This window comes from Arthrobacter sp. TMN-49 (genome assembly GCF_054511095.1).
Window position 1 is genome coordinate 126,923 of record NZ_JBTNDH010000003.1, and the last position, 21,230, is coordinate 148,152.

General features: G+C 61.6%; 18 protein-coding genes. 17 read left to right on the forward strand and 1 reads right to left on the reverse strand.

Going from position 1 to position 21,230, the window contains the following annotated elements; all coding sequences use genetic code 11:
- Nucleotides 1-217: 217 nt before the first annotated feature.
- Entirely contained in the window at nt 218-1,108 is an 891-nt protein-coding gene (locus ACX80E_RS02755; RefSeq protein WP_459300307.1) for a PAC2 family protein, read from the reverse strand.
- A gap of 96 nt (nt 1,109-1,204) precedes the next feature.
- Between ACX80E_RS02755 and ACX80E_RS02760 the strand changes: the two genes are divergently transcribed.
- The 17 genes from ACX80E_RS02760 (at nt 1,205) to ACX80E_RS02840 (ending at nt 20,900) form a co-directional block, all read left to right on the forward strand.
- Nucleotides 1,205-1,942, forward strand: coding sequence for an HAD family hydrolase (locus ACX80E_RS02760; RefSeq protein ID WP_459300309.1), 738 nt, complete (start codon nt 1,205-1,207; stop codon nt 1,940-1,942).
- Complete coding sequence (locus ACX80E_RS02765; RefSeq protein ID WP_459300311.1) at nt 1,939-3,099, forward strand: site-2 protease family protein; 1,161 nt, start codon at nt 1,939-1,941, stop codon at nt 3,097-3,099. The genes ACX80E_RS02760 and ACX80E_RS02765 overlap by 4 nt, the downstream gene beginning before the upstream one ends.
- Before the next feature lie 84 nt (nt 3,100-3,183).
- Nucleotides 3,184-4,239 (forward strand): tRNA (adenine-N1)-methyltransferase, encoded by a 1,056-nt coding sequence (locus tag ACX80E_RS02770; RefSeq protein WP_459300313.1) that lies wholly within the window; start codon nt 3,184-3,186, stop codon nt 4,237-4,239.
- A gap of 136 nt (nt 4,240-4,375) precedes the next feature.
- Entirely contained in the window at nt 4,376-6,085 is a 1,710-nt protein-coding gene (gene arc, locus ACX80E_RS02775; protein ID WP_459300378.1) for a proteasome ATPase, read from the forward strand.
- A gap of 14 nt (nt 6,086-6,099) precedes the next feature.
- Nucleotides 6,100-7,677, forward strand: coding sequence for a depupylase/deamidase Dop (gene dop / locus ACX80E_RS02780; RefSeq protein WP_459300380.1), 1,578 nt, complete (start codon nt 6,100-6,102; stop codon nt 7,675-7,677).
- 136 nt (nt 7,678-7,813) lie between these two features.
- Complete coding sequence (locus ACX80E_RS02785) at nt 7,814-8,020, forward strand: ubiquitin-like protein Pup (RefSeq protein WP_459300315.1); 207 nt, start codon at nt 7,814-7,816, stop codon at nt 8,018-8,020.
- Nucleotides 8,021-8,026: 6 nt separating this feature from the next.
- Entirely contained in the window at nt 8,027-8,848 is an 822-nt protein-coding gene (prcB, locus tag ACX80E_RS02790) for a proteasome subunit beta (protein ID WP_459300317.1), read from the forward strand.
- Between the two features lies 1 nt (nt 8,849).
- The gene (gene prcA / locus ACX80E_RS02795; protein WP_459300319.1) at nt 8,850-9,590 is read left to right on the forward strand and encodes a proteasome subunit alpha; all 741 of its coding nucleotides are present in this window, start codon (nt 8,850-8,852) and stop codon (nt 9,588-9,590) included.
- Between the two features lie 4 nt (nt 9,591-9,594).
- The gene (pafA, locus tag ACX80E_RS02800) at nt 9,595-10,968 is read left to right on the forward strand and encodes a Pup--protein ligase (RefSeq protein ID WP_459300321.1); all 1,374 of its coding nucleotides are present in this window, start codon (nt 9,595-9,597) and stop codon (nt 10,966-10,968) included.
- Nucleotides 10,969-11,133: 165 nt separating this feature from the next.
- The gene (locus ACX80E_RS02805) at nt 11,134-12,117 is read left to right on the forward strand and encodes an FKBP-type peptidyl-prolyl cis-trans isomerase (protein WP_459300323.1); all 984 of its coding nucleotides are present in this window, start codon (nt 11,134-11,136) and stop codon (nt 12,115-12,117) included.
- Nucleotides 12,118-12,138: 21 nt separating this feature from the next.
- On the forward strand, nt 12,139-12,534 hold the full coding sequence (locus ACX80E_RS02810) for an FKBP-type peptidyl-prolyl cis-trans isomerase (RefSeq protein ID WP_459300325.1): 396 nt from the start codon (nt 12,139-12,141) through the stop codon (nt 12,532-12,534).
- A gap of 142 nt (nt 12,535-12,676) precedes the next feature.
- A complete protein-coding gene (locus tag ACX80E_RS02815) occupies nt 12,677-14,731 on the forward strand; it encodes a helix-turn-helix transcriptional regulator (RefSeq protein WP_459300327.1) in 2,055 nt (684 codons plus the stop codon).
- Nucleotides 14,732-14,740: 9 nt separating this feature from the next.
- A complete protein-coding gene (locus tag ACX80E_RS02820) occupies nt 14,741-15,112 on the forward strand; it encodes a hypothetical protein (protein ID WP_459300329.1) in 372 nt (123 codons plus the stop codon).
- 21 nt (nt 15,113-15,133) lie between these two features.
- Nucleotides 15,134-15,442 (forward strand): Sec-independent protein translocase subunit TatA, encoded by a 309-nt coding sequence (gene tatA, locus ACX80E_RS02825; RefSeq protein WP_459300331.1) that lies wholly within the window; start codon nt 15,134-15,136, stop codon nt 15,440-15,442.
- A 17-nt stretch (nt 15,443-15,459) separates the two neighbouring features.
- On the forward strand, nt 15,460-16,302 hold the full coding sequence (gene tatC, locus ACX80E_RS02830) for a twin-arginine translocase subunit TatC (protein WP_459300333.1): 843 nt from the start codon (nt 15,460-15,462) through the stop codon (nt 16,300-16,302).
- A 19-nt stretch (nt 16,303-16,321) separates the two neighbouring features.
- Nucleotides 16,322-19,183, forward strand: a complete 2,862-nt coding sequence (locus ACX80E_RS02835; protein ID WP_459300334.1) for a DEAD/DEAH box helicase — start codon at nt 16,322-16,324, stop codon at nt 19,181-19,183.
- Between the two features lie 73 nt (nt 19,184-19,256).
- The gene (locus ACX80E_RS02840; protein WP_459300336.1) at nt 19,257-20,900 is read left to right on the forward strand and encodes an amidohydrolase; all 1,644 of its coding nucleotides are present in this window, start codon (nt 19,257-19,259) and stop codon (nt 20,898-20,900) included.
- Nucleotides 20,901-21,230: the final 330 nt, after the last annotated feature.

A 21,230-nucleotide genomic window follows, 5' to 3' on the forward strand; every position in this document is an offset into this window, starting at 1 on the left:
CACCATCGGAGCCTGGACTCCGTGGCCGGGTGGGGTTTCGTGCGCGGGTATAAGGTGCGCGAGCATGGGGCCGTGCTGGCGTGTCTCAGGTTCTCAGTGCCGTCGGCCAGACGCGTGACCGGCCCCATCTGAGCCCACCTTGCGAAAGACCAGCGGCGGAATGTGGGGTCAAGCCGTCGTGGACAGCCTGAAAAAGCTGGACGGGCGGGGCAGCAGCCTACGGCTGGTCCTTGCCGCGCCTGCGCAGGTAGCGCTCAAATTCCTTGGCAATGGAATCGCCGGTTGCCTCCGGCAGTTCAGCCGTGTCCTTTGCCTCTTCCAGCTGATGGACGTAGGCAGCAATTTCAGGGTCCTGAGCCGCTAGGTCGTTGACACCGCGTTCCCACGCCTGGGCGTCGTCGGCCAGCTCAGTGGTGGGCAAGGTCACCTGCAGGAAATCTTCAATCTTATTCAACAGCGCCAACTCAGCTTTAGGGGAGGGCGACTGGGCCACGTAGTGCGGCACCGCTGCCCACAAGGAGATGGTGGGCAGGCCTGCCAACAACGACACCTCGTTCAAGACACCCACAATGCCAATGGGCCCCTCATAGGCGGACGGTTCCAGGCTCAAACGTTCGGCGAGTTCCGCGTCGTCGCACGTTGCGGTGACGGGTATGGGCCGGGAATGGGGAACATCAGCCAACAGGGCACCCACCAAGATCACATAGTTCACGTTCAGTGCCGCCGCCTTGGCCAACAGCTCCGCCGTGTACGCGCGCCAGCGGTAGGACGGCTCAACGCCGTGGACCAAAATGACGTCAACATTGGTTCCGGGAATACTAGCCTTGGCGATCTTGGTCACGGGCCACTTGATCTTGCGCCGGCCGGCGCCATTGAGCCGGACCTCGGGGCGGGTGAACTGGAAGTCGTAGTATTCGTCGGGTTCAATGACAGCAACCCTTTTGGCGCCCCACAGTTTATGCAAATATTTCAGCACATCACTGGCCGCCTCACCGGCGTCGTTCCAGCCCTCAAAGGCCGCCAATAAGACAGTTACCCGATTCTCTCCCTGCGCGGGACTTAACAACAGTCCGGGTTCGCTGGATTCCGCATCATTGAATCTGCTCACGGCTCCAGCCTAAGGCTCCGGCAGCGGTTGGCAATACACACCACGCGGAGCCCTGAGGAAAACCGTTCAGCTGTTCACTCCACGTAGACTAGAGGCATGCTTTCACCCAGTGCCGCCGCCGCGCCCCTTGCGACTCCGACCCCGCCAACGCTTAAAGCAGTCCTCTGGGACATGGACGGGACCTTAGTGGATACGGAACCCTATTGGATTGCCGCCGAAATTGAGTTGGTGAGCGCTCATGGTGGGCAATGGGATGAGGAGAAAGCAAGCCTCCTGGTGGGCAGCGCTTTGGACGCCAGCGCCAAGATTCTCCAAGATGCCGGTGTTAACCTCACCGTGCGGGAGATCATTGACCACCTCTCCCATCAGGTCATTGCCGGGATTCGCCGCGAATTGCCGTGGCGTCCGGGAGCCAGGGAGCTGCTGGCGGATCTGCACAAGAGTGGCGTGCGTTGCGCCCTGGTCACCATGAGTGAGCGTAATTTGGCCGCCGAAGTGGCCCAGGCGCTGGACCGCGACTACTTTGAGTTCCTGGTGACGGGCGATGAAGTCGACAACGGCAAACCGCATCCGGAACCGTACTTGCGGGCCATCGAAATGCTCCGTAAGACTGACCCTTCCATCACGGCCAATCATTGTGTGGCCTTGGAGGACTCGGTTCCCGGGGTTGCCTCCGCCATTGCCTCAGGCGTTGCCACGATTGCCATCCCCAACGCAGTGCCGCTGGCTGATGACGCCCGCCGGACCACCTGGGAGACGCTGGCAGGGAAAACGTACGACGACGTCAATGCTGTTGTCGCTTCAAGGCTCGCCTTCACCGGGGCTGCTTTGTGAGTAGCCCAGCCAACGGCACCAAGACGCGCCGTGAGGGTTTTGTCATCGGCTCTGTACGCGGCACACCGATCATCTTGGCGAATTCATGGTTCTTCATTGCCGCTGTAACCGTGCTGATTTTTGGTCCGCAGCTGCAAGAGAATTTCATGGGGCTGGGTTGGCGGGCTTACCTGGTTGCCTTTGCCTACGCCCTGCTGCTGCTGTTCTCGGTGTTGATCCATGAACTGGCCCACGCTGTGGCAGCTAAAGTGTATGGCTGGCCAACCCACAAGATTGTCCTGAATTTGTGGGGCGGTCACACCGAATTTGATTTCAGCAAGGCAACACCGGGCAAGGCCCTGGTGGTGGCCTTTGCCGGTCCCGTAGCGAATTTTGTGCTGGCAGGTTTGGGCTACCTGATTAAAATGGCGCTCCCGGAAGTTGACTCCCTGGGAACCGCCATTGCGTTGCTGTTGGCCAATATCTTCGTCTTTGCCAATCTCCTCATTGGCGCCTTCAACATTCTGCCCGGGCTGCCGCTGGACGGTGGACGCCTGGTGGAGTCAATCGTGTGGAAGTCAACGGGAAGCCTGGAGAAGGGCACCATTGCTGCCGGCTGGGCCGGTCGGGTCATTGTTGTGGTGCTGGTCCTTGCTGTGGTGGGTCTTCCGTACCTGCAAGGCGGAGAACCGGAGCTGACCACCACGTTCATTTTGATTTTGCTGGCAGGCTTTCTCTGGATGGGCGCCTCCGCCGCCATCAAGGGCGCAGGCATTCGCCTACGGCTTCCAGCCATCAGCGCCGGCACTTTGGCTACACCCGCCATCAGCGCATCAAACGCGTGCACCGTGGCCCAGCTGTGGACGCTTCGCGGGCAGCACCCCAACGAACCCATAGTTTTGTTTGGCGAAGATGGCCGTCCCTGCGCAGTGGTTGATGAGTTTGCGCTGGCCCATGTGCCGCCCGAAGTTGCCGCAACCACCCCAGCCACGGCCGTGGCCAGGTCCCTCTCGCAGGGCGCGTATGTCCCCGATGTCGCCAAGGGCGAGGAGCTGGTGGCCTACCTGGCCAAGCTCCCCGACACCGAATATGCGGTGATCAACCTGGACGGCAAGGTAACGGGCCTTTTGAGCCAGACCAAGGTTGTTTCAGCCATTACCGGCAAAGCCGCCCCTTAGGACCCACGTCCCCAGCAGCATCCGGCCATGTCTTGACTGGCCACTCCCACGAACTCTTCAGCACCAACACGTTAGGACTTACGCATGACGCACAGTGATTCCCGCCAAGAAACCTCCCGGCAGCCCCACGGCGCAACGGCCCGCCGCGGCCCGTTCCGGGCAGGAGAGCGTGTGCAGCTGACGGACGAGCGTGGACGCATGAACACCATCACCTTGACCCCCGGCACCGCCTACCACACACACAAGGGCTTCCTGAATCACGATCTGTTGATTGGCGCCCCTGAAGGTTCCATGGTGGAAAGCAACGTAGGCCAGCAGTACCAGGCCCTGCGCCCGCTGCTCTCTGACTTTGTGCTGTCGATGCCCCGCGGCGCAGCCGTCGTGTACCCCAAGGATGCCGGCCAGATCATCACCATGGGCGATATTTTCCCCGGCGCACGCGTGGTGGAGGCCGGTGTTGGCTCCGGCGCCTTGTCCATCTCGCTGCTCCGGGCAGTGGGCGACAACGGCTACCTGCACTCCTTTGAACGTCGCGAAGAGTTCGCCGACATTGCCCGCGGCAACGTGGAAACAATCTTTGGCGGACCGCACCCGGCCTGGAAGATTTCCCTCGGTGATTTTCAGGACCAGGTAGTGGAGCAGGAAGCGCCCGGCAGCGTTGACCGGGTTGTCCTTGACATGTTGGCGCCCTGGGAATGCCTTGATGCCGTGGCAACTGTGTTGGCGCCCGGCGGTGTGTGGATCAACTATGTGGCCACCGTGACGCAGCTGTCCCGCACGGCCGAGGCCATCCGTGCCGACGGTCGATTCACCGAGCCCGACGCCTGGGAGTCAATGGTCCGCGGCTGGCACCTGGAGGGCCTGGCCGTTCGTCCCGATCACCGCATGGTTGCCCACACCGGGTTCTTGATGGTCACCCGCCGGCTTGCCGACGGTGTCACCGGCATGACGCTGAAGCGCCGCGCCTCCAAGACAGATTTTGCCCAGGAAGATCTTGACGCCTGGACCCCTGCCGCCGTGGGTGAGCGTGCCGTCTCCGACAAGAAATTGCGCCGCGCGGCCAGGGACGCCTCGTCGACAGTGCAAACCCGCCGCACCAAGAGCAAACTAGCCGAGGAAGAGACTGGCGCCGACGCCTAGCAGCACTAAGATCAGCAGTAGCAGCCTGACCAGGCCCGACGAAGGATCGATTGTCATGAGCGAATCACAGGACACCACTCCCGAGAACCCTGCACCATCGACGCCCGTGCCGGGTTCGCCCGAGGCTACATATTCAATGGGGCCCGCTCAACAGGTGGTGCTGGAACGCCAGCTCAATGTGCTCCGTGACAAGGCACGCAATCTTGACCGGCAGCTGGCCGCGGCCACCACCAACAACTCCCGGCTCGTGGCCATGTTGGAGACGGCGAAGTCGGAGATCCTGAAACTTCGGTCAGCTTTGGAGCACGACGGCGAACCCCCCTACGGGTTCGGTACTATCGTTGCGCTCAACCGCCCAAACGCCGCCGGGGGTACCAGTTCGGCGACCACGCAGGAAAGCCTGGACATTTTCGCCTCGGGGCGCAAGATGCGGGTGGGGCTGAGCCCGCTGCTGCGCATGAATGATCTGAACGTCGGTCAGGAAGTGCTGCTCAACGAAGCGTTCACCGTCATCGCCGGACTTGGCTACGAGCGAGTGGGCGAACTCGTCACGGTCAAGGAGCTGCTGGGTGCAACTCGGGTGCTGGTGATTGGCCGCGCCGACGAGGAGCGCGTGGTTCGCTTGGCAGGGGTGCTGCAAGGCGGCATAGTCAAGGTCGGGGACGCCCTCACCGTGGATGGCCGCACAGGCCACGCCCTGGAAAAGGTTCCCCGCTCAGAGGTGGAGAACCTGATTCTTGAGGAAGTCCCGGATATTTCCTACTCCGACATTGGTGGGTTGGCGTCCCAGATTGAACAAATTCGCGACGCCGTCGAGCTGCCATTCCTGCACCCTGACCTTTACCGCGAACACGGCCTCAAGCCGCCCAAGGGCATCCTGCTGTACGGTCCGCCGGGCTGCGGTAAAACACTCATTGCCAAGGCTGTTGCCAACTCCCTGGCTAAACGGGCGGCCGAACGCTCCGGGGTGAAGGACCAAAAAAGCTACTTCCTGAATATCAAGGGTCCGGAACTGTTGGATAAGTATGTGGGTGAGACGGAACGCCAAATCCGGCTCATCTTCAGCCGTGCCCGTGAAAAAGCGTCCGACGGCAGCGCAGTGGTGGTCTTCTTTGACGAGATGGACTCCTTGTTCCGCACCCGTGGAACGGGGGTGTCCTCTGATGTGGAAACCACCATTGTGCCCCAGCTCCTGAGTGAGATCGACGGCGTCGAACGTCTCGACAACGTCATTGTCATTGGTGCCTCCAACCGTGAGGACATGATTGATCCGGCCATTCTGCGGCCGGGCCGCCTGGATGTGAAAGTTAAGATTCAACGCCCGGACGTCGAGGCTGCCGCCGATATTTTCGCCAAGTACGTCACCACGGCGCTGCCTTTCCACGCCGATGATGTGGCCGCCAATAACGGCAGCTTGCAGGAGACGGTTGACGCCATGATTCAGCGCACTGTTGAGGCCATGTACGCCACCGACAAGTCCAATGAATACTTGGAAGTCACCTACGCCAACGGTGACACCGAGATGCTGTACTTCAAGGATTTCAATTCCGGTGCCGTCATCCAGAATGTTGTTGACAGGGCTAAAAAGTATGCCATCAAGGACCTGCTGACACACGCCGAAAAGGGCATCCGGATTGAGCACATGCTCCGGGCCGTGGTGGATGAATTCCGTGAACACGAGGACATGCCCAACACGACCAACCCTGACGACTGGGCACGCATTTCCGGTAAGAAGGGCGAGCGGATCACCTATATCCGCACCATTGTGCAAAGCAAGGAAGGCCAGGTTCCGGGCAAGACGCTGGAACCGTTGGAAACACTGAGCAACACAGGGCAGTACTTGTGAGTGTTGTGCGGGTCATGGGGGCAGAAACCGAATACGGTATTCATGCCCCGGGCAGCAGCACATTCAATGCCACGTGGCTGTCCACCCAAGTGGTCCATGCCTACTCTCGTGAGACCAAGCAGCGGGCGGCGGCAGGCGGGGAGACTCGCTGGGACTACACGGACGAGGATCCGCTGGCGGATGCACGCGGCTGGTCTGTGCCACGAAACGTCGCTCACCCCAGCCAGCTCACTGATGCTGAGCCAGAACTCACAGCTGCGCAGATTGCCCTGGAGGGTGGCGAAACCGGGGATCCGACGCTGCCGTTGATGATGAACATGGTCTTGGGTAACGGGGCCAGGCTCTATGTTGACCACGCACACCCTGAATACTCCTCACCGGAGGTCACCAACCCCCTCGATGTTGTGCGGTGGGATGCTGCCGGGGATTTGGTGGCGTTGGCCGCCGTGCGCCGGATCGCTGCCACGCCCGGGTTGCCCGAAATCAACCTGTACAAGAACAACACCGACAACAAGTCTGTTTCTTACGGCAGCCACGAGAACTATTTGATGCCGCGGCACGTACCGTTCAAGCACATTGTCTCCGGGCTGACCCCGTTCTTTGTGACCCGGGCCATCATGTGTGGAGCCGGCCGGGTGGGTTTGGGTCAGGACGGTTCCGGCCAGGGTTTCCAGATCAGTCAACGGGCGGACTTCTTTGAGGCCGAGGTGGGGCTGGAGACCACCATTCGCCGTCCCATCATCAACACCAGGGACGAACCCCACGCAGTAGCTGAAAAGTACCGGCGGCTGCACGTGATCATTGGCGACGCGAATCTGAGCCAAGTGTCCAACTATCTTAAATTTGGCACCACGGCACTGGTGCTGGACATGATTGAACATGGCAGCGCCCCGGAGCTGGCCTTCGCCGACCCGGTGTCGACGCTGCGTGAAATCAGCCATGACTGGCAGCTGCAAAAAAAGCACCTGCTGCGCGACGGCACCAAGGTGAGCGCCGTGGACGTGCAGTGGCTTTACCTCAACGCGGCCAAGACCCACGCCGCCGCCAATGGTTCCGCGGATCCACTAACAGGCGACGGTCACACGGCCGCTCTGCTGGCCAAGTGGGAGGAGGTTCTCACCGCCTTGGCACAGGACCCCATGAGCCTGGCCAACCAATTGGAGTGGGTGGCGAAACTGAATCTGCTCCAGCAGTACCGGGCCCGGGACAAGATGGCGTGGAACGATCCCCGGCTGGGCCTGATCGACCTCCAATGGTCAGATGTTCGCCCGGAAAAGGGCCTCTACTACAAGCTCCTCCAGCATGGCCGCATGCAAAAGCTCGTCACGGATGAGTCCATCGCCGAGGCAGTGCTGCAGCCACCCCGTGATACCCGGGCCTACTTCCGTGGCCGCTGCATCCAGGACTTTGGTGCCCACGTGGTGGGTGCCAGCTGGGACTCTGTCATCTTTGAACTTCCACAACTCCGCAGGCTCCAACGAGTCTCCACCAAGGAACCGCTGCGCGGCACCCACGCGCTGACAGCTGAGCTGTTTGACCAGCACAGCGAGCTGCAGGACTTCTTGGGCCAGTTACTTTCTGGCCCACATTAGGCACAGCCGGTTTCACCGGCCCCGGCGGTAACTTAAACACGATCCTGGTGGTGGCACGCAAATTGTGCTTGACCGTGGCAGGATGGGAGCAGATACCAGCTACGGGTATCAGGGATCCGGATAAGAGGGACTAACCATGGCTTCGCAGGAACAAAAGAACGTTTCCGCCCGCAGCGAGGAAGAGCACGCTGACGAGGCGCCGCTGCCAACACCTGCGCCTGATTCGGGTGCTGCCCAGGCCGCCACCTCAGGGGTGGATGACTTGTTGGATGAGATTGACGGCGTGCTCGAATCGAACGCGGAAGAGTTTGTGCGCGGATTTGTGCAAAAGGGCGGACAGTAGGCCTCCATGGACGCTCACAGGAGAAGTGAGTTTCCGGCGCTGGATGCTGCCGGCTCCTCGTCGTCGTTCTTTGACTACGTGAGCCGCAGCCATCCGGGCCTCCTGCCCTTCGGCCAGACGTTGCCAACGGGCAGCATGCCAGCCACGCCGCACGGCACCACCATAGTGGCCCTGACCTTCAACGGCGGCGTTGTCATGGCGGGGGATCGGCGGGCCACCATGGGATCCATGATCGCCAACAGGCACATTGAAAAAGTGTTCCCGGCCGATAAGTATTCGGTGCTGGGCATTGCCGGCACGGCAGGTATAGCGATCGACATTGTGCGCTTGTTTCAGGTGGAACTTGAGCACTACGAGAAAATTGAAGGCACGTTGCTGAGCCTGGAGGGCAAGGCCAACCGGCTCGGCGCCATGATCCGAGCCAATTTGCCCATGGCCCTGCAGGGCCTTTCGGTGGTCCCATTGTTTGCCGGCGTGGAGCCGGACGAAGCCGCCGGGCGGCTGTTTTCCTATGATGTAACAGGTGGCCGCTACGAAGAGCTGGAGCACCACAGTGTTGGTTCCGGGGCTGTTTTCGCCCGGGGTGCCCTGAAAAAGTTGTGGCGCCCGGAGTTGACCCTTGATGAGGCCGTCGCTGTGGGCGTTGAGGCTTTGGTTGACGCCTCCGACGACGACTCCGCCACGGGTGGCCCGGATCTGGTCCGGCAGCTGTGGCCCGTGGTCTATGTTGTGACCGCGCACGGCGCCAGCCGGGTTGGCGCCGATACTCTCGCGGCAGTGGTTGAGACTATTACCGCGCAGCGCACAGCTGACCGCAGGGAGGCATAACATGGCGCAGCAGTTCTACGTTTCGCCCGAACAAGTCATGAAAGACAGGGCCGATTTTGCCCGCAAGGGAATTGCCCGGGGCAAATCCGTTGTGGTCCTCAGTTTTCGTGACGGCATGGCCTTGGTGGCCGAAAACCCCTCGCCGACGCTGCATAAGATCGGTGAGATTTATGACCGCATCGCCTTCGCCGCTGTCGGCAAATACAACGAATTTGAAAGCCTGCGTCAGGCGGGTGTGCGCTATGCCGACGTCCGCGGATACTCGTACAACAGGGTGGATGTCACAGCCCGGGGATTGGCAAGCGTCTACGCCCAAAGCCTAGGCACGGTTTTTACTGCCGAGCAGAAGCCCTTTGAGGTGGAACTGGCTGTGGCAGAAGTGGGGGAGCGGCAGGGTGAGGACCATATCTTCCGTTTGAACTTTGACGGATCCATCTCCGACGAGGCGGGCTACTTGGCCATGGGCGGCAAGGCCGAGCTGGTGCAGGCCACACTGGCAAAAGTGTGGGCCGCCGGTGCCGACCTGGGGCAGGCACTGCGCTGGGCCGTCAGTGCCCTGGAGGCTCCCCGGGTGGAGGCCGCCTCGGCAGGCGCCGGCCCGGTGGTTCCGCTGGGGGCTGCCACCTTGGAAGTGGCTGTCCTTGACCGTGAGGCAACGGCCGTGGGAGGCTCCCGCAGGACGTTTAGACGGTTGAGTGCGGCAAACGTTGCGGCACAACTGAGCACAAATAAAGGGGAATGAACTGGTGGACAGGCGAATTTTTGGCATTGAAACCGAGTTTGGGGTGGCCTATTCAGCGCCCGGCTCACGGCCTTTGTCGCCCGAGGAGGTTGCCAGGTACCTATTCCGGAAGGTGGTCAGCTGGGGACGTTCCTCCAATGTGTTCCTGCCCAACGGCTCCCGGCTCTACCTGGATGTGGGCTCACACCCCGAATATGCCACAGCGGAATGTGACGGGATCGCCCAACTGATAGCCCACGACCGGGCCGGCGAAGCCATCCTGAACGACCTGGTCCACGAGGCGCAAAGCCGGTTGGAGCTCGAAGGCTATGACGGGCAGATATTCCTCTTTAAGAACAATGTGGATTCGGCCGGGAACTCCTACGGCAGCCACGAGAACTACCTGATCACCCGCAAGGGCGAGTTCAACCGTTTGGCCGATATTCTCATCCCCTTCCTGGTCACTCGACAACTCATTTCCGGGGCCGGGAAGGTGCTGCCCGCCCAGCAGGGCGGCCAATACGCGTTTTCACAGCGTGCCGACCATATTTGGGAAGGCGTCTCCTCAGCCACCACCCGCTCCAGACCCATTATCAACACCCGCGATGAGCCCCACGCCGACGCCGAGCTGTACCGCCGGCTGCACGTGATTGTGGGGGATTCGAACATGTCCGAAACCACCACCATGCTCAAGGTGGGCAGCGTTGACCTGCTGTTGCGCATGGTTGAGGCCGGTTCCATCATGAGCGACATGCGCCTGGAGAACCCCATCCGCAGCATTCGCGAAATTTCCCATGACATTACCGGCAAGCATCCCTTGAAGATGGCCGACGGCCGCACCCTGACGGCCATCGAAATTCAACGCCACTACCTGGAAAAAGTGACGGCCTTTGTTCGCTCGCACGGGGCGCACAATGATTTGGTGCCCCGAATTCTTGACCTGTGGGAGCGCACCCTGGATGCGGTAGAAAGCGAAAACTACTCCAGTATTGACACCGAAATTGATTGGGCCATCAAAGCCAAGCTGCTCGGAGCCTACGCCGACCGCCACCATGTCACCTGGGGTTCGCCCCAAGTGGCCCAACTGGATTTGCGCTACCACGACATCTCCGTGAACAGGGGTTTGTTCAATATGCTTGAACGCCGAGGTGCCGCAGCCAAGGTGGCAACGCCCGAAGACATCCTCACGGCCGTGGACACGGCACCTACCACCACCCGCGCCCACTTGCGCGGCAAATTTGTCAGCGCGGCCAGGGATTCCGGGCGTGACTACACCGTTGACTGGGTGCATCTGAAACTCAATGACCGCTCCCACCAAACCATTCTGTGCAAGGACCCCTTTAAGAGCAGCGACGAACGTGTCGATGAGCTCATAGCGTCCCTGCGCCACGAGTCCTGAAACCTTCCCCTGGTAGGACCTCAGCCCACAACGTGTGCGGCCACTACGCAGCTTTCATCCAGCTTCAGGCGATAAGCTGAACGCGGCCCTTTTCATCCACATGCTTGATAGGGCACTGCGAGATCGCATCCCTGCCCCATCAACCCTGCAACCGAAAGAGTTTCTGTGCGCCGACTTCTTGCCATACTTCTTCCCCTGCTGCTCCTTGCCACCGCTTGTTCACAAGGTTCAGCGGATTCCGACGCGCCAGCAGCAAGCGCCTCGGTGTCCATCCCGCCGTCGAACGCCGAGGCCTTGGCCTCAGTCAAGGTCCAAGATTTGGGCAAGGGCAAAGCACCCAAGGTCACCTTTGACACGCCCCTGGCGATCAAGGCCGAGTCGATGCGTTTGGTAACCCCGGGCGACGGCGCGAAGGTCAAGGATGGCCAGGTCGTTGCGTTCCAGCAGGTCATGCTCACCGCAACTGACGGAAAGACCGTGGGCGAGACCTTCACGAAGAAGGACGCCAACAACATCACCCTGGATGAGAAGTTCAAGACCCAGTTCGCCTTGGTCCACTCCACCTTTACCAGCGCCAAGATTGGTGCCTACATCGCCTACGGGACTCCGGCAGTGCCCGCAAAGGCAGCGACGGCGGAAGCGCCGGCCCAGGAAGAACAGCCTGCAGCCATGAACGTCTTCCAGATCGTTGGCGCTAAGGATGCTCCGGCTCCGGCAAAGGTCATGAGTGCCGATCAAGCTGCCGCTCTGGCGAAGGACGGCAAGCTGCCCGTGGCAAAGTTTGATGACAAGGGCGTCCCCAGCATCACCATCCCCAAGACTGATGCCCCGGCCGACATGGCCGTTCAGGTTCTCACCGAGGGCAAGGGCGAGGTGCTGGCGGCCACCGATACCATTTCCGCTCTGTACACCGGCTGGACCTGGTCCGACGGAAAGAAGTTCGACTCCAGCTTTGACAAGGGCGAGCCCGTCTCCTTTGGCCTGCAAGAAGTCATTCAGGGTTGGTCCAAGGGTCTGGCGGGTCAGAAGGTTGGCTCAACAGTTCAGCTGACCATCCCGGCGTCGTTGGCGTACGGCGATCAGGCGGCAGCCCAGGGCAAGCCTGTTGGCACACTGGTATTTGTTGTTAAGATTGAATCGAAGAAGTAAGCAACACAAACAAGGAGAACCATGTCTTTTGGCACACGCGACTACGATCGCAGCAAACCCGAAATTGATTTCCCGGAACACGCCGTTCCCACCGAGCTGGTCATTGAGGACCTGATCGAGGGCACCGGCACCGAGGTAATCCCCGGCAGCACCGTTTCCACCCATTACGTGGGCGTTGCGTTCTCCACGGGCGAAGAATTTGACTCGTCCTGGGGCCGTGGCAACCCGCTGGAGTTCCGTGCCGGCATCGGCCAGGTCATCCAGGGCTGGGACCAGGGCTTGATCGGCATGAAGGTGGGCGGCCGTCGTCGCCTGGAAATCCCCTCCGAGCTGGCATACGGTTCACGCGGCGCCGGGGGAGCCATTGGCCCCAACGAAGCGCTGATCTTTGTTGTTGACCTGGTGGCTGTGCGCTAAGCACCCCCTCCGCAACTGACCCGCAGAAAACGCCGAAAATACGCATCTTTGATGCGATTTTCGGCGTTTTCTGCGGGTCAGTTGTTTAAGGTGCCGGAGGGCGGGTCTTTAAGACAATGTCACTGCCGGTACGCTGGGCAGTGTGTCCACAAAAATTGATGCCACTGAGCGCCTGCTGAATCTGGTGATAGCCCTGCTGGGGACCCGGCGCGGCTACAGCAAGAGTTACCTCCGCGCACGAATCAACGGCTACACGTCGGCGGCGTCCACCTCTGCCGAGGAAGAGAAAGTCCAGGCGTCCTTTGAGAGGATGTTTGAACGGGACAAGAAGACTCTTCAGGAACTGGGCATCCCCATGTCCGTCACCACCAGCTACGACACCGACGCCCAGGACCAATCGCTGTACCGCATAGATCCAGTGGACTACCGGGTGCCCGAGGTCCGCCTCGACGAATCGGCCATGACGTTACTGGCTGTTGCCGCGAATCTGTGGGCCGAAGCAACCTTTGGGGCCGCGGCGCAGTCTGCTTTGCGCAAGATCGCCACGCGGGCAGGGACCAGCTGGTATGAGGACAGTGCCACCACGCAGTCGCGTATCCGAACCACTGACCCGTCCTTTGAGCCGTTGTGGACAGCGCTGCGCAACCACCACCCCGTGAGCTTTGGCTACAACGCCGCCGGTGCCAGCTCCAGCACGCAGCGCAACGTTCAGCCCTGGGGTCTTGGCAACAAGTACGGCCAGTGGTACCTCTCCGGCTTTGACCTGGACAAAGGCGAGCAACGCAATTTCCGGCTCTCGCGCATCACCACCGAGGTGAACGTCAACGCCAAGGACACCTTCACCCGACCGGCGGAGTTCACCATCGCCTCGGTGCTGGAACGTTTGGGCACCGGCACCGAGCACACCGCGCAGATTGCTGTGCCGCTCGATTCGGCCCACTGGCTGCGCAGCCGGCCCGGCACCACGCTTGCCACCGACAGTTCCTGGCACCGGGACCAGTGGGAGGTGTTGAGTGTGCGCTACCGTGAGCCAGAATTGATGGCCGACGACGTAGCCTCCATGGGTGCCCACGCCCTGGTTGTGGCACCGCCGGCCCTGCGGGAGTCCGTGGCTGGACGCTTGCATCGCGCAGCAAACGCCGCCGCAGCCGAGGTGGGAGACCTTGACTGGAACACCCCGATGCCTGGCCCGGCAGCGAAGAAGAAGGATTCCCGTGACCGGCTCATCCGCCTGCTGTCCATGGTGCCGTACCTCGTGGCCAACCCGGGGGTGGATGAGGCCGAAGTATTGGCAGAATTCAGTATCAGCGCCGCGGAGTGGGCACGCGACCGGGACACCCTGAACGTCTCCGGCCGGCCCGGCTACCTGCACGGGGACCTGATGGATGTCACCACCGAAGCCGGGCACGTGTTCATCAGGGATGCTGAAACACTCGCCAGCCCGCTGCGGCTGACCCAGGAAGAGGCATGCTCGGTGCTGGTGGGCCTGCAAGCACTCACGGCGCTTCCCGGCACCGAACAGGCAAAGACGCTCAACGCCGCCATCGAGTCACTGAGTGAAGTGGCGGGGGAGGAGGCCTGGCTGGCTGACGCCGTCGGGCTGCAACTGATATCAGGACCCGAGGTGGAGACCATTGCCACGTTGCAAAACGCCATCTTGAACAAGCGTGCCTGCACCATGACGTACCTGGTGCGCACCCGTGACGAACTGGGTGTGCGCATGGTGGAACCCGTGCGGCTCTTCTCAGTCGATGCGCTCTGGTACTTGCGGGCCTGGTGCCTCAAGGCGGGGGAGTTGCGCAGCTTCCGGGTCGATCACATCAAGGAGCTTTCCGACGCCGGAGCGCAGGAACATACTCGTGCCACAGAGCTTCCCTGGCAGCCCAGCACGGGTGTTTACGATCCCGGCAGCGAGGACCACCAGGTGCAGTTGGTGGCCGCTGCCGCTGCCGTGCAACGCTTGGGGCCTGCCTACAACGCGTCGTTGTTTGAGCTGCCCCACGGTGAGGTGGGCTTGCGCCTGCTGGTGGGGGACACGGCCACCCTCGCCCCGCTCATGGCCCGGCTGGGCGGCCAGGTGCGGGTTGTTGGGCCGTCGGCCGTTCGGGCGGAAACTGTTGACTGGCTGGCACGGGCGTCGGCCAGCTATGACGCTGTGGGCGAAAACACCCCGGCACTTCCCAGTATGGACGGATAGACTCAAAAAATGCCTTGGTGGTCTTGGATTCTCATCTGGATTGCGCTCATTGCGTTGTCCCTGCTTTTCATGGTGTTTTTGGGCCTGAAACTCTGGCGCGACGTAGCCTCAACGACGCGCACATTCAGTGATGTCAGTGCCGAGCGCGCCGCCTACTGGGAGCAAAGCTTGGAACGAGCCACAGTGGAGCACGTCACAGAAATGCGCGCAGACCTTCCCGGCAGCGCGGTTTTTGCGTCACCTGAAAAAATGAAGGATGATTACCTAGCCACCAAAGAGGAACGGCGTTTTGCCCGCCTTCAGCGGCGCGTCGCCCGCAGGAAAGAACGCGGACAGCTCCAATCCTTGCGCGACATCGAAGCATTACAAGACGTAGGATGAACCAAAAGGAAAGGTCATACTGTGGCAATTTTTAGGGAACCGTGGGTTCTTGGCATCATTATTATCGTTTGCATTCTTCTCTTCGCAGCGCCCAAGCTGCCCGGTATGGCCCGCAGCCTTGGCCAGTCCATGCGGATTATCAAGTCCGAGGTCAAGGAAATGAAGAACGACGGCAAGGACGAGAAGCCCTCAGCAGCACCGTCCGCCTCAGCAGCACCGTCTGCCCCGGCAGCTCCGGAAGCTCCCGTCGAGGGAAAGATCGTGAACAACCCTGCACAGGGCAACGCCTCGGGCGAAGGTACCGGAACCGGTACCGGCGCTCAGTCATAGAAGCGGTCGCAGAGCCGGTGGGCGCCACAAAGGGCCGTAAAGCCAATCCTGAAGGCAGGATGCCGCTGAAGGCGCACTTGATTGAGGCGCGCAACCGGCTAGTCAAGAGTGCTCTGGCCATGATTCCCGGGGTGGTCATTGGCTGGATCCTCTACGATCCACTCATGTATGCGATCACGCAGCCCCTTCGTGACATCAGCCACTCACGGAACATTGTTGCCTCCCTGAACTTTGAGGGAGTCGCAACGTCGTTCGACCTGAAGCTTCAGATCTCGCTGGTGCTTGGTCTGATCATTGCTTCACCGGTGTGGATCTACCAGCTCTGGGCCTTCATCACGCCTGGGCTGACCAAGAAGGAGCGCCGCTACACGCTCTCCTACATGTTTGCCTCGGTGCCGCTCTTTCTGGCTGGGATCTTCGCCGGTTGGACCATCTGGCCTAATATCGTGAAGGCACTGACATCCTTCACGCCTGCGGACACCGAGAGCGCCAACCTGATGAAGGCCATCGACTACTTGCAATTCGCCTTGCAGTTGATGTTGTTCATGGGTGTGGCCTTCCTGGTTCCGGTGCTGCTGTTTGCGCTCAACGCCATTGGCATTGTGCGTGGCACGACATACCTGAAGGCATGGCGTTTCACCATCTTGGGCGTCACAATTGTGGCAGCCATGGCTGCTCCAGGCTCGGATGTCATGAGCATGTTCTTCTTGGCGGCACCTCTTCTTGTCTTGTATTTTGGTGCCATTGGGCTGTGCCTTCTCAATGACAAGCGCCGTGACAGGCGGGATGCAAAGAAGCTCAAGGAATCCGAGGCCACGGTTGATGTGGCCACGCCCTCAACGGATCTGGAAGTGCTCTGAGCTGACGTAGGCTTGTACTATGCCAAGCTCTGAAATGACTAGCCCTGCCGAACGATACTTGGTGGCGAAGGAACGAGTTCGAGACCAAGGCACCGAGCTAGGGGAGTTCAAGACCGGGCTCTCCTTTGAGCTGGATGACTTTCAAAACACCGCGTGCCGTGCCGTTCTGGCCGGCCGCGGTGTTTTAGTTGCAGCCCCCACAGGTGCCGGCAAAACCATTGTTGGCGAGTTTGCCGTGCACTTGGCACTCACCCGTGGGTACAAGGCGTTCTACACAACGCCCATCAAAGCCCTGAGCAACCAAAAGTTCCAGGAATTCTGCGCCAAGTACGGTGCGGAAAACGTGGGCCTGCTGACCGGCGACACCAGCATCAACTCCGAGGCACCCGTGGTGGTGATGACCACCGAGGTGCTGCGCAACATGCTCTACGCCGATTCCCACACTCTCAACGGCTTGGCCTATGTGGTGATGGACGAGGTCCACTACCTGGCCGACCGCTTCCGCGGGGCAGTGTGGGAAGAAGTCATCATCCACCTGCCCAGCGAGGTTGCCGTGGTCTCCCTCAGCGCCACAGTCTCCAACGCAGAAGAGTTCGGGGCCTGGCTGGGCACCGTCCGCGGTGACACGGCGGTGGTTGTCTCCGAGCACCGCCCTGTGCCGCTGTGGCAGCACGTGATGGTGCAGCGGGATCTTGTGGACCTCTTTGCCGAGAATGTGTCCTTCGATGAGATTGCCGCCGGGGCTGACACCCGGGACAGTTCCCGCACACCGAAGATCAATCCCGAGCTGTTGAAGCTGGCACGATCGGAAACCGTCAGCACCAACGGGGGGCCACGCCACGGCCGCCGGGACCGCTCAGACCGTTCCGGGGGCGGCCAGCAGGGCGGCGGCAAGTACGGCAGTGCCCGCAACAGCGGCTTTGGCATGACCCGTGCCGCCTCCAGACCCCAGGTGATCCGCGCTCTGGAGAAGCAAGACCTGCTCCCGGCCATCACCTTTATCTTCTCCCGCGCCGCCTGTGACGCGGCCGTGAATCAATGTGCGGCCGCTGGGCTGTGGCTCACCACTGACGCCGAGCGCGTCGAGATTGCCCGGCGCGTTGATGCAGCCTGCGCGGAGCTCCCGGATTCGGACAAGGACGTGCTGGGTTTTTGGGGTTGGCGGGACGGTTTGTTGCGCGGGCTCGCAGCCCACCACGCGGGCATGTTGCCCAGCTTCAAGGAAGTGGTGGAAGATCTGTTTGCCGACGGACTTGTCCGTGCAGTCTTCGCCACCGAAACCCTTGCCCTTGGCATCAACATGCCGGCCCGCACAGTGGTGTTGGAGAAACTTGAGAAGTACAACGGTGAAGCCCATGTTGCCATCACAGCGGGGGAGTACACCCAGCTGACGGGCCGCGCCGGCCGCCGCGGCATTGACGTGGAAGGCCACGCGGTGGTGCTGTGGCAGCCCGGAACTGACCCAACTGCCGTGGGCGGCCTAGCCTCTAAGCGCAGCTACCCGCTGAACTCCAGCTTCCGCCCCACCTACAACATGAGCATCAACCTGGTGGCACAGTTTGGCCAGCACAGGACCCGGGACATTCTCGAATCCTCCTTTGCCCAGTTCCAGGCGGACAGTTCAGTGGTGGACCTAGCCAAGCAGGTACGGTCCCGGGAGGAGTCACTGGCCGGCTTTGAGAAGGCCATGACCTGCCACCTGGGTGACTTCAACGAATACGCCAAGCTGCGCCGCGAACTCTCCGACCACGAATCGGGTGCGTCAGCATCAAAGTCCAAACAACGGCGCAATGCTGTTGTTGACACCATCGCCAGTCTGCGTCCCGGTGACGTGATTTCGGTTCCGGGCGGGCGCAACCCGGGGTACGCCGTCGTGGTTGGCGCCGACAGCAACACGCGTGAGCCGCGCCCCTCCATCCTCACGATGGACAGGGAACTGCGGCGGCTGAACTTGCATGACCTGAGCGGTCCGGTGGAGGTTGCTGCCCAGGTGCGCCTGCCCAAGGGATTCAATGCCAAGGTGCCCAAGGACAAGCGGAACTTGTTGGCAGCCGTGGAGGCCAAGCTGGCCGATACGGCCGCCGTGCGCCCGCACCGGACAGCCGCTTTCCAATACGCCGCAACCGGTGAGGACGCCGCCGTCGTCACCTTGCGCAGGAGCCTGCGGGCCCACCCCTGTCATGGTTGCAGCGAGCGGGAGGACCACGCCCGCTGGTCGGAGCGCTGGTGGAAGCTGCGGCGCGAGACTGACGGGATTGTGCGGGCCATCCAGTCGCGCACCAACACCATTGCCCGCACCTTCGACAGGGTCATCGAGCTGCTGTCCAGTTACGGTTTTGTGGTTGCCGACAACACCGGAACCCTGGTACCCAGTGAGGACGGACAGCGACTGCGCCGCGTGTATGGCGAGAAGGACCTGCTGATTGCCCTGGCCTTGCGGCAGGGCGTGTTCGCTGACTTGGATGCGGCCGAGCTGGCGGCCTTTGTCACCACGCTGGTCTACCAGGCCAAGCGCGACGGCGAGGGCGCCCGGCCGCGCATGCCCAGCGTGAGGTTGGAGCAGTCGGTGGAAGACGTTGTCATCGCGTGGTCCAGGCTCCAAGACGCCGAGGAATCGCACAAACTACCGCTGACAAGTGAGCCGGAGATGGGACTTGTGTGGCCCATGTACAAGTGGGCCAAGGGGCGCAGCCTGCAGGATTCCTTGGCGGGCACAGAGCTGGCGGCCGGCGACTTTGTGCGCTGGACCAAGCAAGTCATCGACCTGTTGGGGCAGCTGGCCCAAGTCCCGGCCGTGCCTGCCGGCTTTGCACCAGTGTGCCGAACCGCTATTGAGATGCTGCGGCGCGGAGTTGTCACCTACACGGCCGTGGTGGACTGAGCCCCACACCGCGACGGCCCGGTGCCGGGCCATTTAGATTTTTGAACACTTTGTTGAAAGGACTGCTTTTCTCATGTCATTGACCTTGTACAGGAATGGTTCTGTGTATAGCGCAGCCGATCCTCTCGCCACAGCCATGCTGGTGGACGGGGACGTAGTGGCGTGGGTTGGCTCCGAACATGCTGCCACGTCGCTGTTGGATTCGCGGATGCTGGAGGTGGATCTGGCCGGGGCCCTGGTGGCGCCCGGATTTGTGGATTCCCATGTTCACGTCACCGAAACCGGGGTGGCCCTGGATTCTGTCGATCTGGCGGGGGCCACATCGGTAGCTGACCTCTTGGACCGGGTTGCCGCCGCGGCCGCAACTACTGGAGGACTCGTCCTGGGGTATGGCTGGGATAGCACCGGATGGCCGGCAAACCGGCCGCCCACCGCCGCCGAACTGGATAGGGCCACCGGAGGCCGTGAAGTGTATCTGGCCCGGGTGGACGTGCACTCCGGTGTGGTCTCCTCCGCCTTGGCGCAGCGTTGCGGGCTTAGTGCCTTGGCTGGTTGGGACGGGGAGGGGCTGGTCAGCGGCGCCGCCCACGCGAAGGCCCGGGATGCCGCGCGTGACTTGAGCCCCGAACAACGCCAAGCGGCTCAGCAGCGGGCCCTACGCCACGCGGGCGCCAACGGATATGTTGCCCTGGCTGAAATGAGCGCGCCCCATGTGGGCTCCATTGAAGACCTGACGGCGCTCTTGGCTTTGAGTGCCGCCGACGCCACCGAGGCGTTGCCGCAAATACTGCCGTACTGGGGAGAATTGGTCTCCAGCGTGGAGCAGGCGCGTGAGCTGTTGGCACTCCTGGGTCCGACTGTGCTGGGTTTGGCGGGGGACATCAACATTGACGGCTCCTTGGGCTCCCGCTCGGCGCTCCTGCGACTTCCCTATGCCGATGCGCCCGACTCCTCCGGCGCTGCACAGCTGAGCGTTGCACAAGTTGCCGACCACTTGACAGCCACCTCTGAGCTGGGCCTCACCGGTGGCTTCCACGTCATCGGAGACGGGGCGATGGACATTGCTCTCGAAGGACTCGCCCTTGCTGCTGAGCGCGTAGGCATCGAGAAGGTCAGGGCCGCCGGCCACCGGTTTGAACACGCCGAGATGGTTGATGGTCCGGCCATGGCGGCTCTGGCCAAACACGCCGTCACGGTTTCCCTCCAGCCGGGCTTTGAAGCCCTGTGGGGTGGCTCGGCTGGCATGTATGCCGAACGTCTGGGCGCCCAGAGGGCGAGCGAGCTCAACCCACTGGCACGCTTCTATGAGGCTGGGGTTCCGCTCTGCTTCGGATCGGACGCACCCGTGACACCCTTGAACCCGTGGGCCAGCGTCCGGGCGGCGCTGAACCATCACGAGCCTGCGTCACGGATTTCGGCACGGGCAGCCTTTATTGGCCACACGCGGGCTGGTTGGCGTGCGGCGAAGTCCGAGAACCCGTTCCTTGGCCAGTTGGTTCCGGGTGCCCCGGCCAGCTTCGCCATCTGGGACGTGGAGGCACTCATGGTTCAGGTGGCCGATGACAGGGTGCAGTCCTGGTCCACCGATCCGCGGGCCCGCACGCCGTTGCTGCCAGCCCTGGATACCGAGAATGACCCGCGCTGCCTTCAAACCGTGCATCTGGGCCGTGAACTGTATGCCAGCGAGGACTTCAGCACCACCAGCATCAGGCCGTAGCATTGTGAGATTTCTTTAGCTACCGCCCGGCAATTACCTCTCGGTAATATGCGCCCTGACCTGCGCGGACGCCTATCTGTGCAGGTCAGGAACATGTTGACACACAGGTCGTGGGCAATTAGTTTTAGGGGAGCGGAGAACCTCCTCTGGGAGAATTCCGGTCGGTGTGAAGCTCAGCTTCGCCGACGCTAGGGAGATAGGTCCACGCGCCACTAGAAAACAACTAAGAACCGTGCAGTGTGCGCGGGACTTAATTGGTCCGAAGGCGCGTGGACTTATCTTTTCCCTAGCCACCTCGCCTATAATGGTGATTTGGCGCTAAATGCCCGC

Excerpts from the sequence above, each read along its gene's own strand:
- ACX80E_RS02760 (WP_459300309.1), top strand. The coding sequence starts at position 1,205 with ATGCTTTCACCCAGTGCCGCCGCCGCGCCCCTTGCGACTCCGACCCCG.
- ACX80E_RS02770 (WP_459300313.1), top strand. The coding sequence starts at position 3,184 with ATGACGCACAGTGATTCCCGCCAAGAAACCTCCCGGCAGCCCCACGGC.
- arc (WP_459300378.1), top strand. The coding sequence starts at position 4,376 with ATGGGGCCCGCTCAACAGGTGGTGCTGGAACGCCAGCTCAATGTGCTC.
- dop (WP_459300380.1), top strand. The coding sequence starts at position 6,100 with ATGGGGGCAGAAACCGAATACGGTATTCATGCCCCGGGCAGCAGCACA.
- ACX80E_RS02785 (WP_459300315.1), top strand. The coding sequence starts at position 7,814 with ATGGCTTCGCAGGAACAAAAGAACGTTTCCGCCCGCAGCGAGGAAGAG.
- prcB (WP_459300317.1), top strand. The coding sequence starts at position 8,027 with ATGGACGCTCACAGGAGAAGTGAGTTTCCGGCGCTGGATGCTGCCGGC.
- prcA (WP_459300319.1), top strand. The coding sequence starts at position 8,850 with ATGGCGCAGCAGTTCTACGTTTCGCCCGAACAAGTCATGAAAGACAGG.
- ACX80E_RS02810 (WP_459300325.1), top strand. The coding sequence starts at position 12,139 with ATGTCTTTTGGCACACGCGACTACGATCGCAGCAAACCCGAAATTGAT.
- ACX80E_RS02820 (WP_459300329.1), top strand. The coding sequence starts at position 14,741 with ATGCCTTGGTGGTCTTGGATTCTCATCTGGATTGCGCTCATTGCGTTG.
- ACX80E_RS02835 (WP_459300334.1), top strand. The coding sequence starts at position 16,322 with ATGCCAAGCTCTGAAATGACTAGCCCTGCCGAACGATACTTGGTGGCG.
- ACX80E_RS02840 (WP_459300336.1), top strand. The coding sequence starts at position 19,257 with ATGTCATTGACCTTGTACAGGAATGGTTCTGTGTATAGCGCAGCCGAT.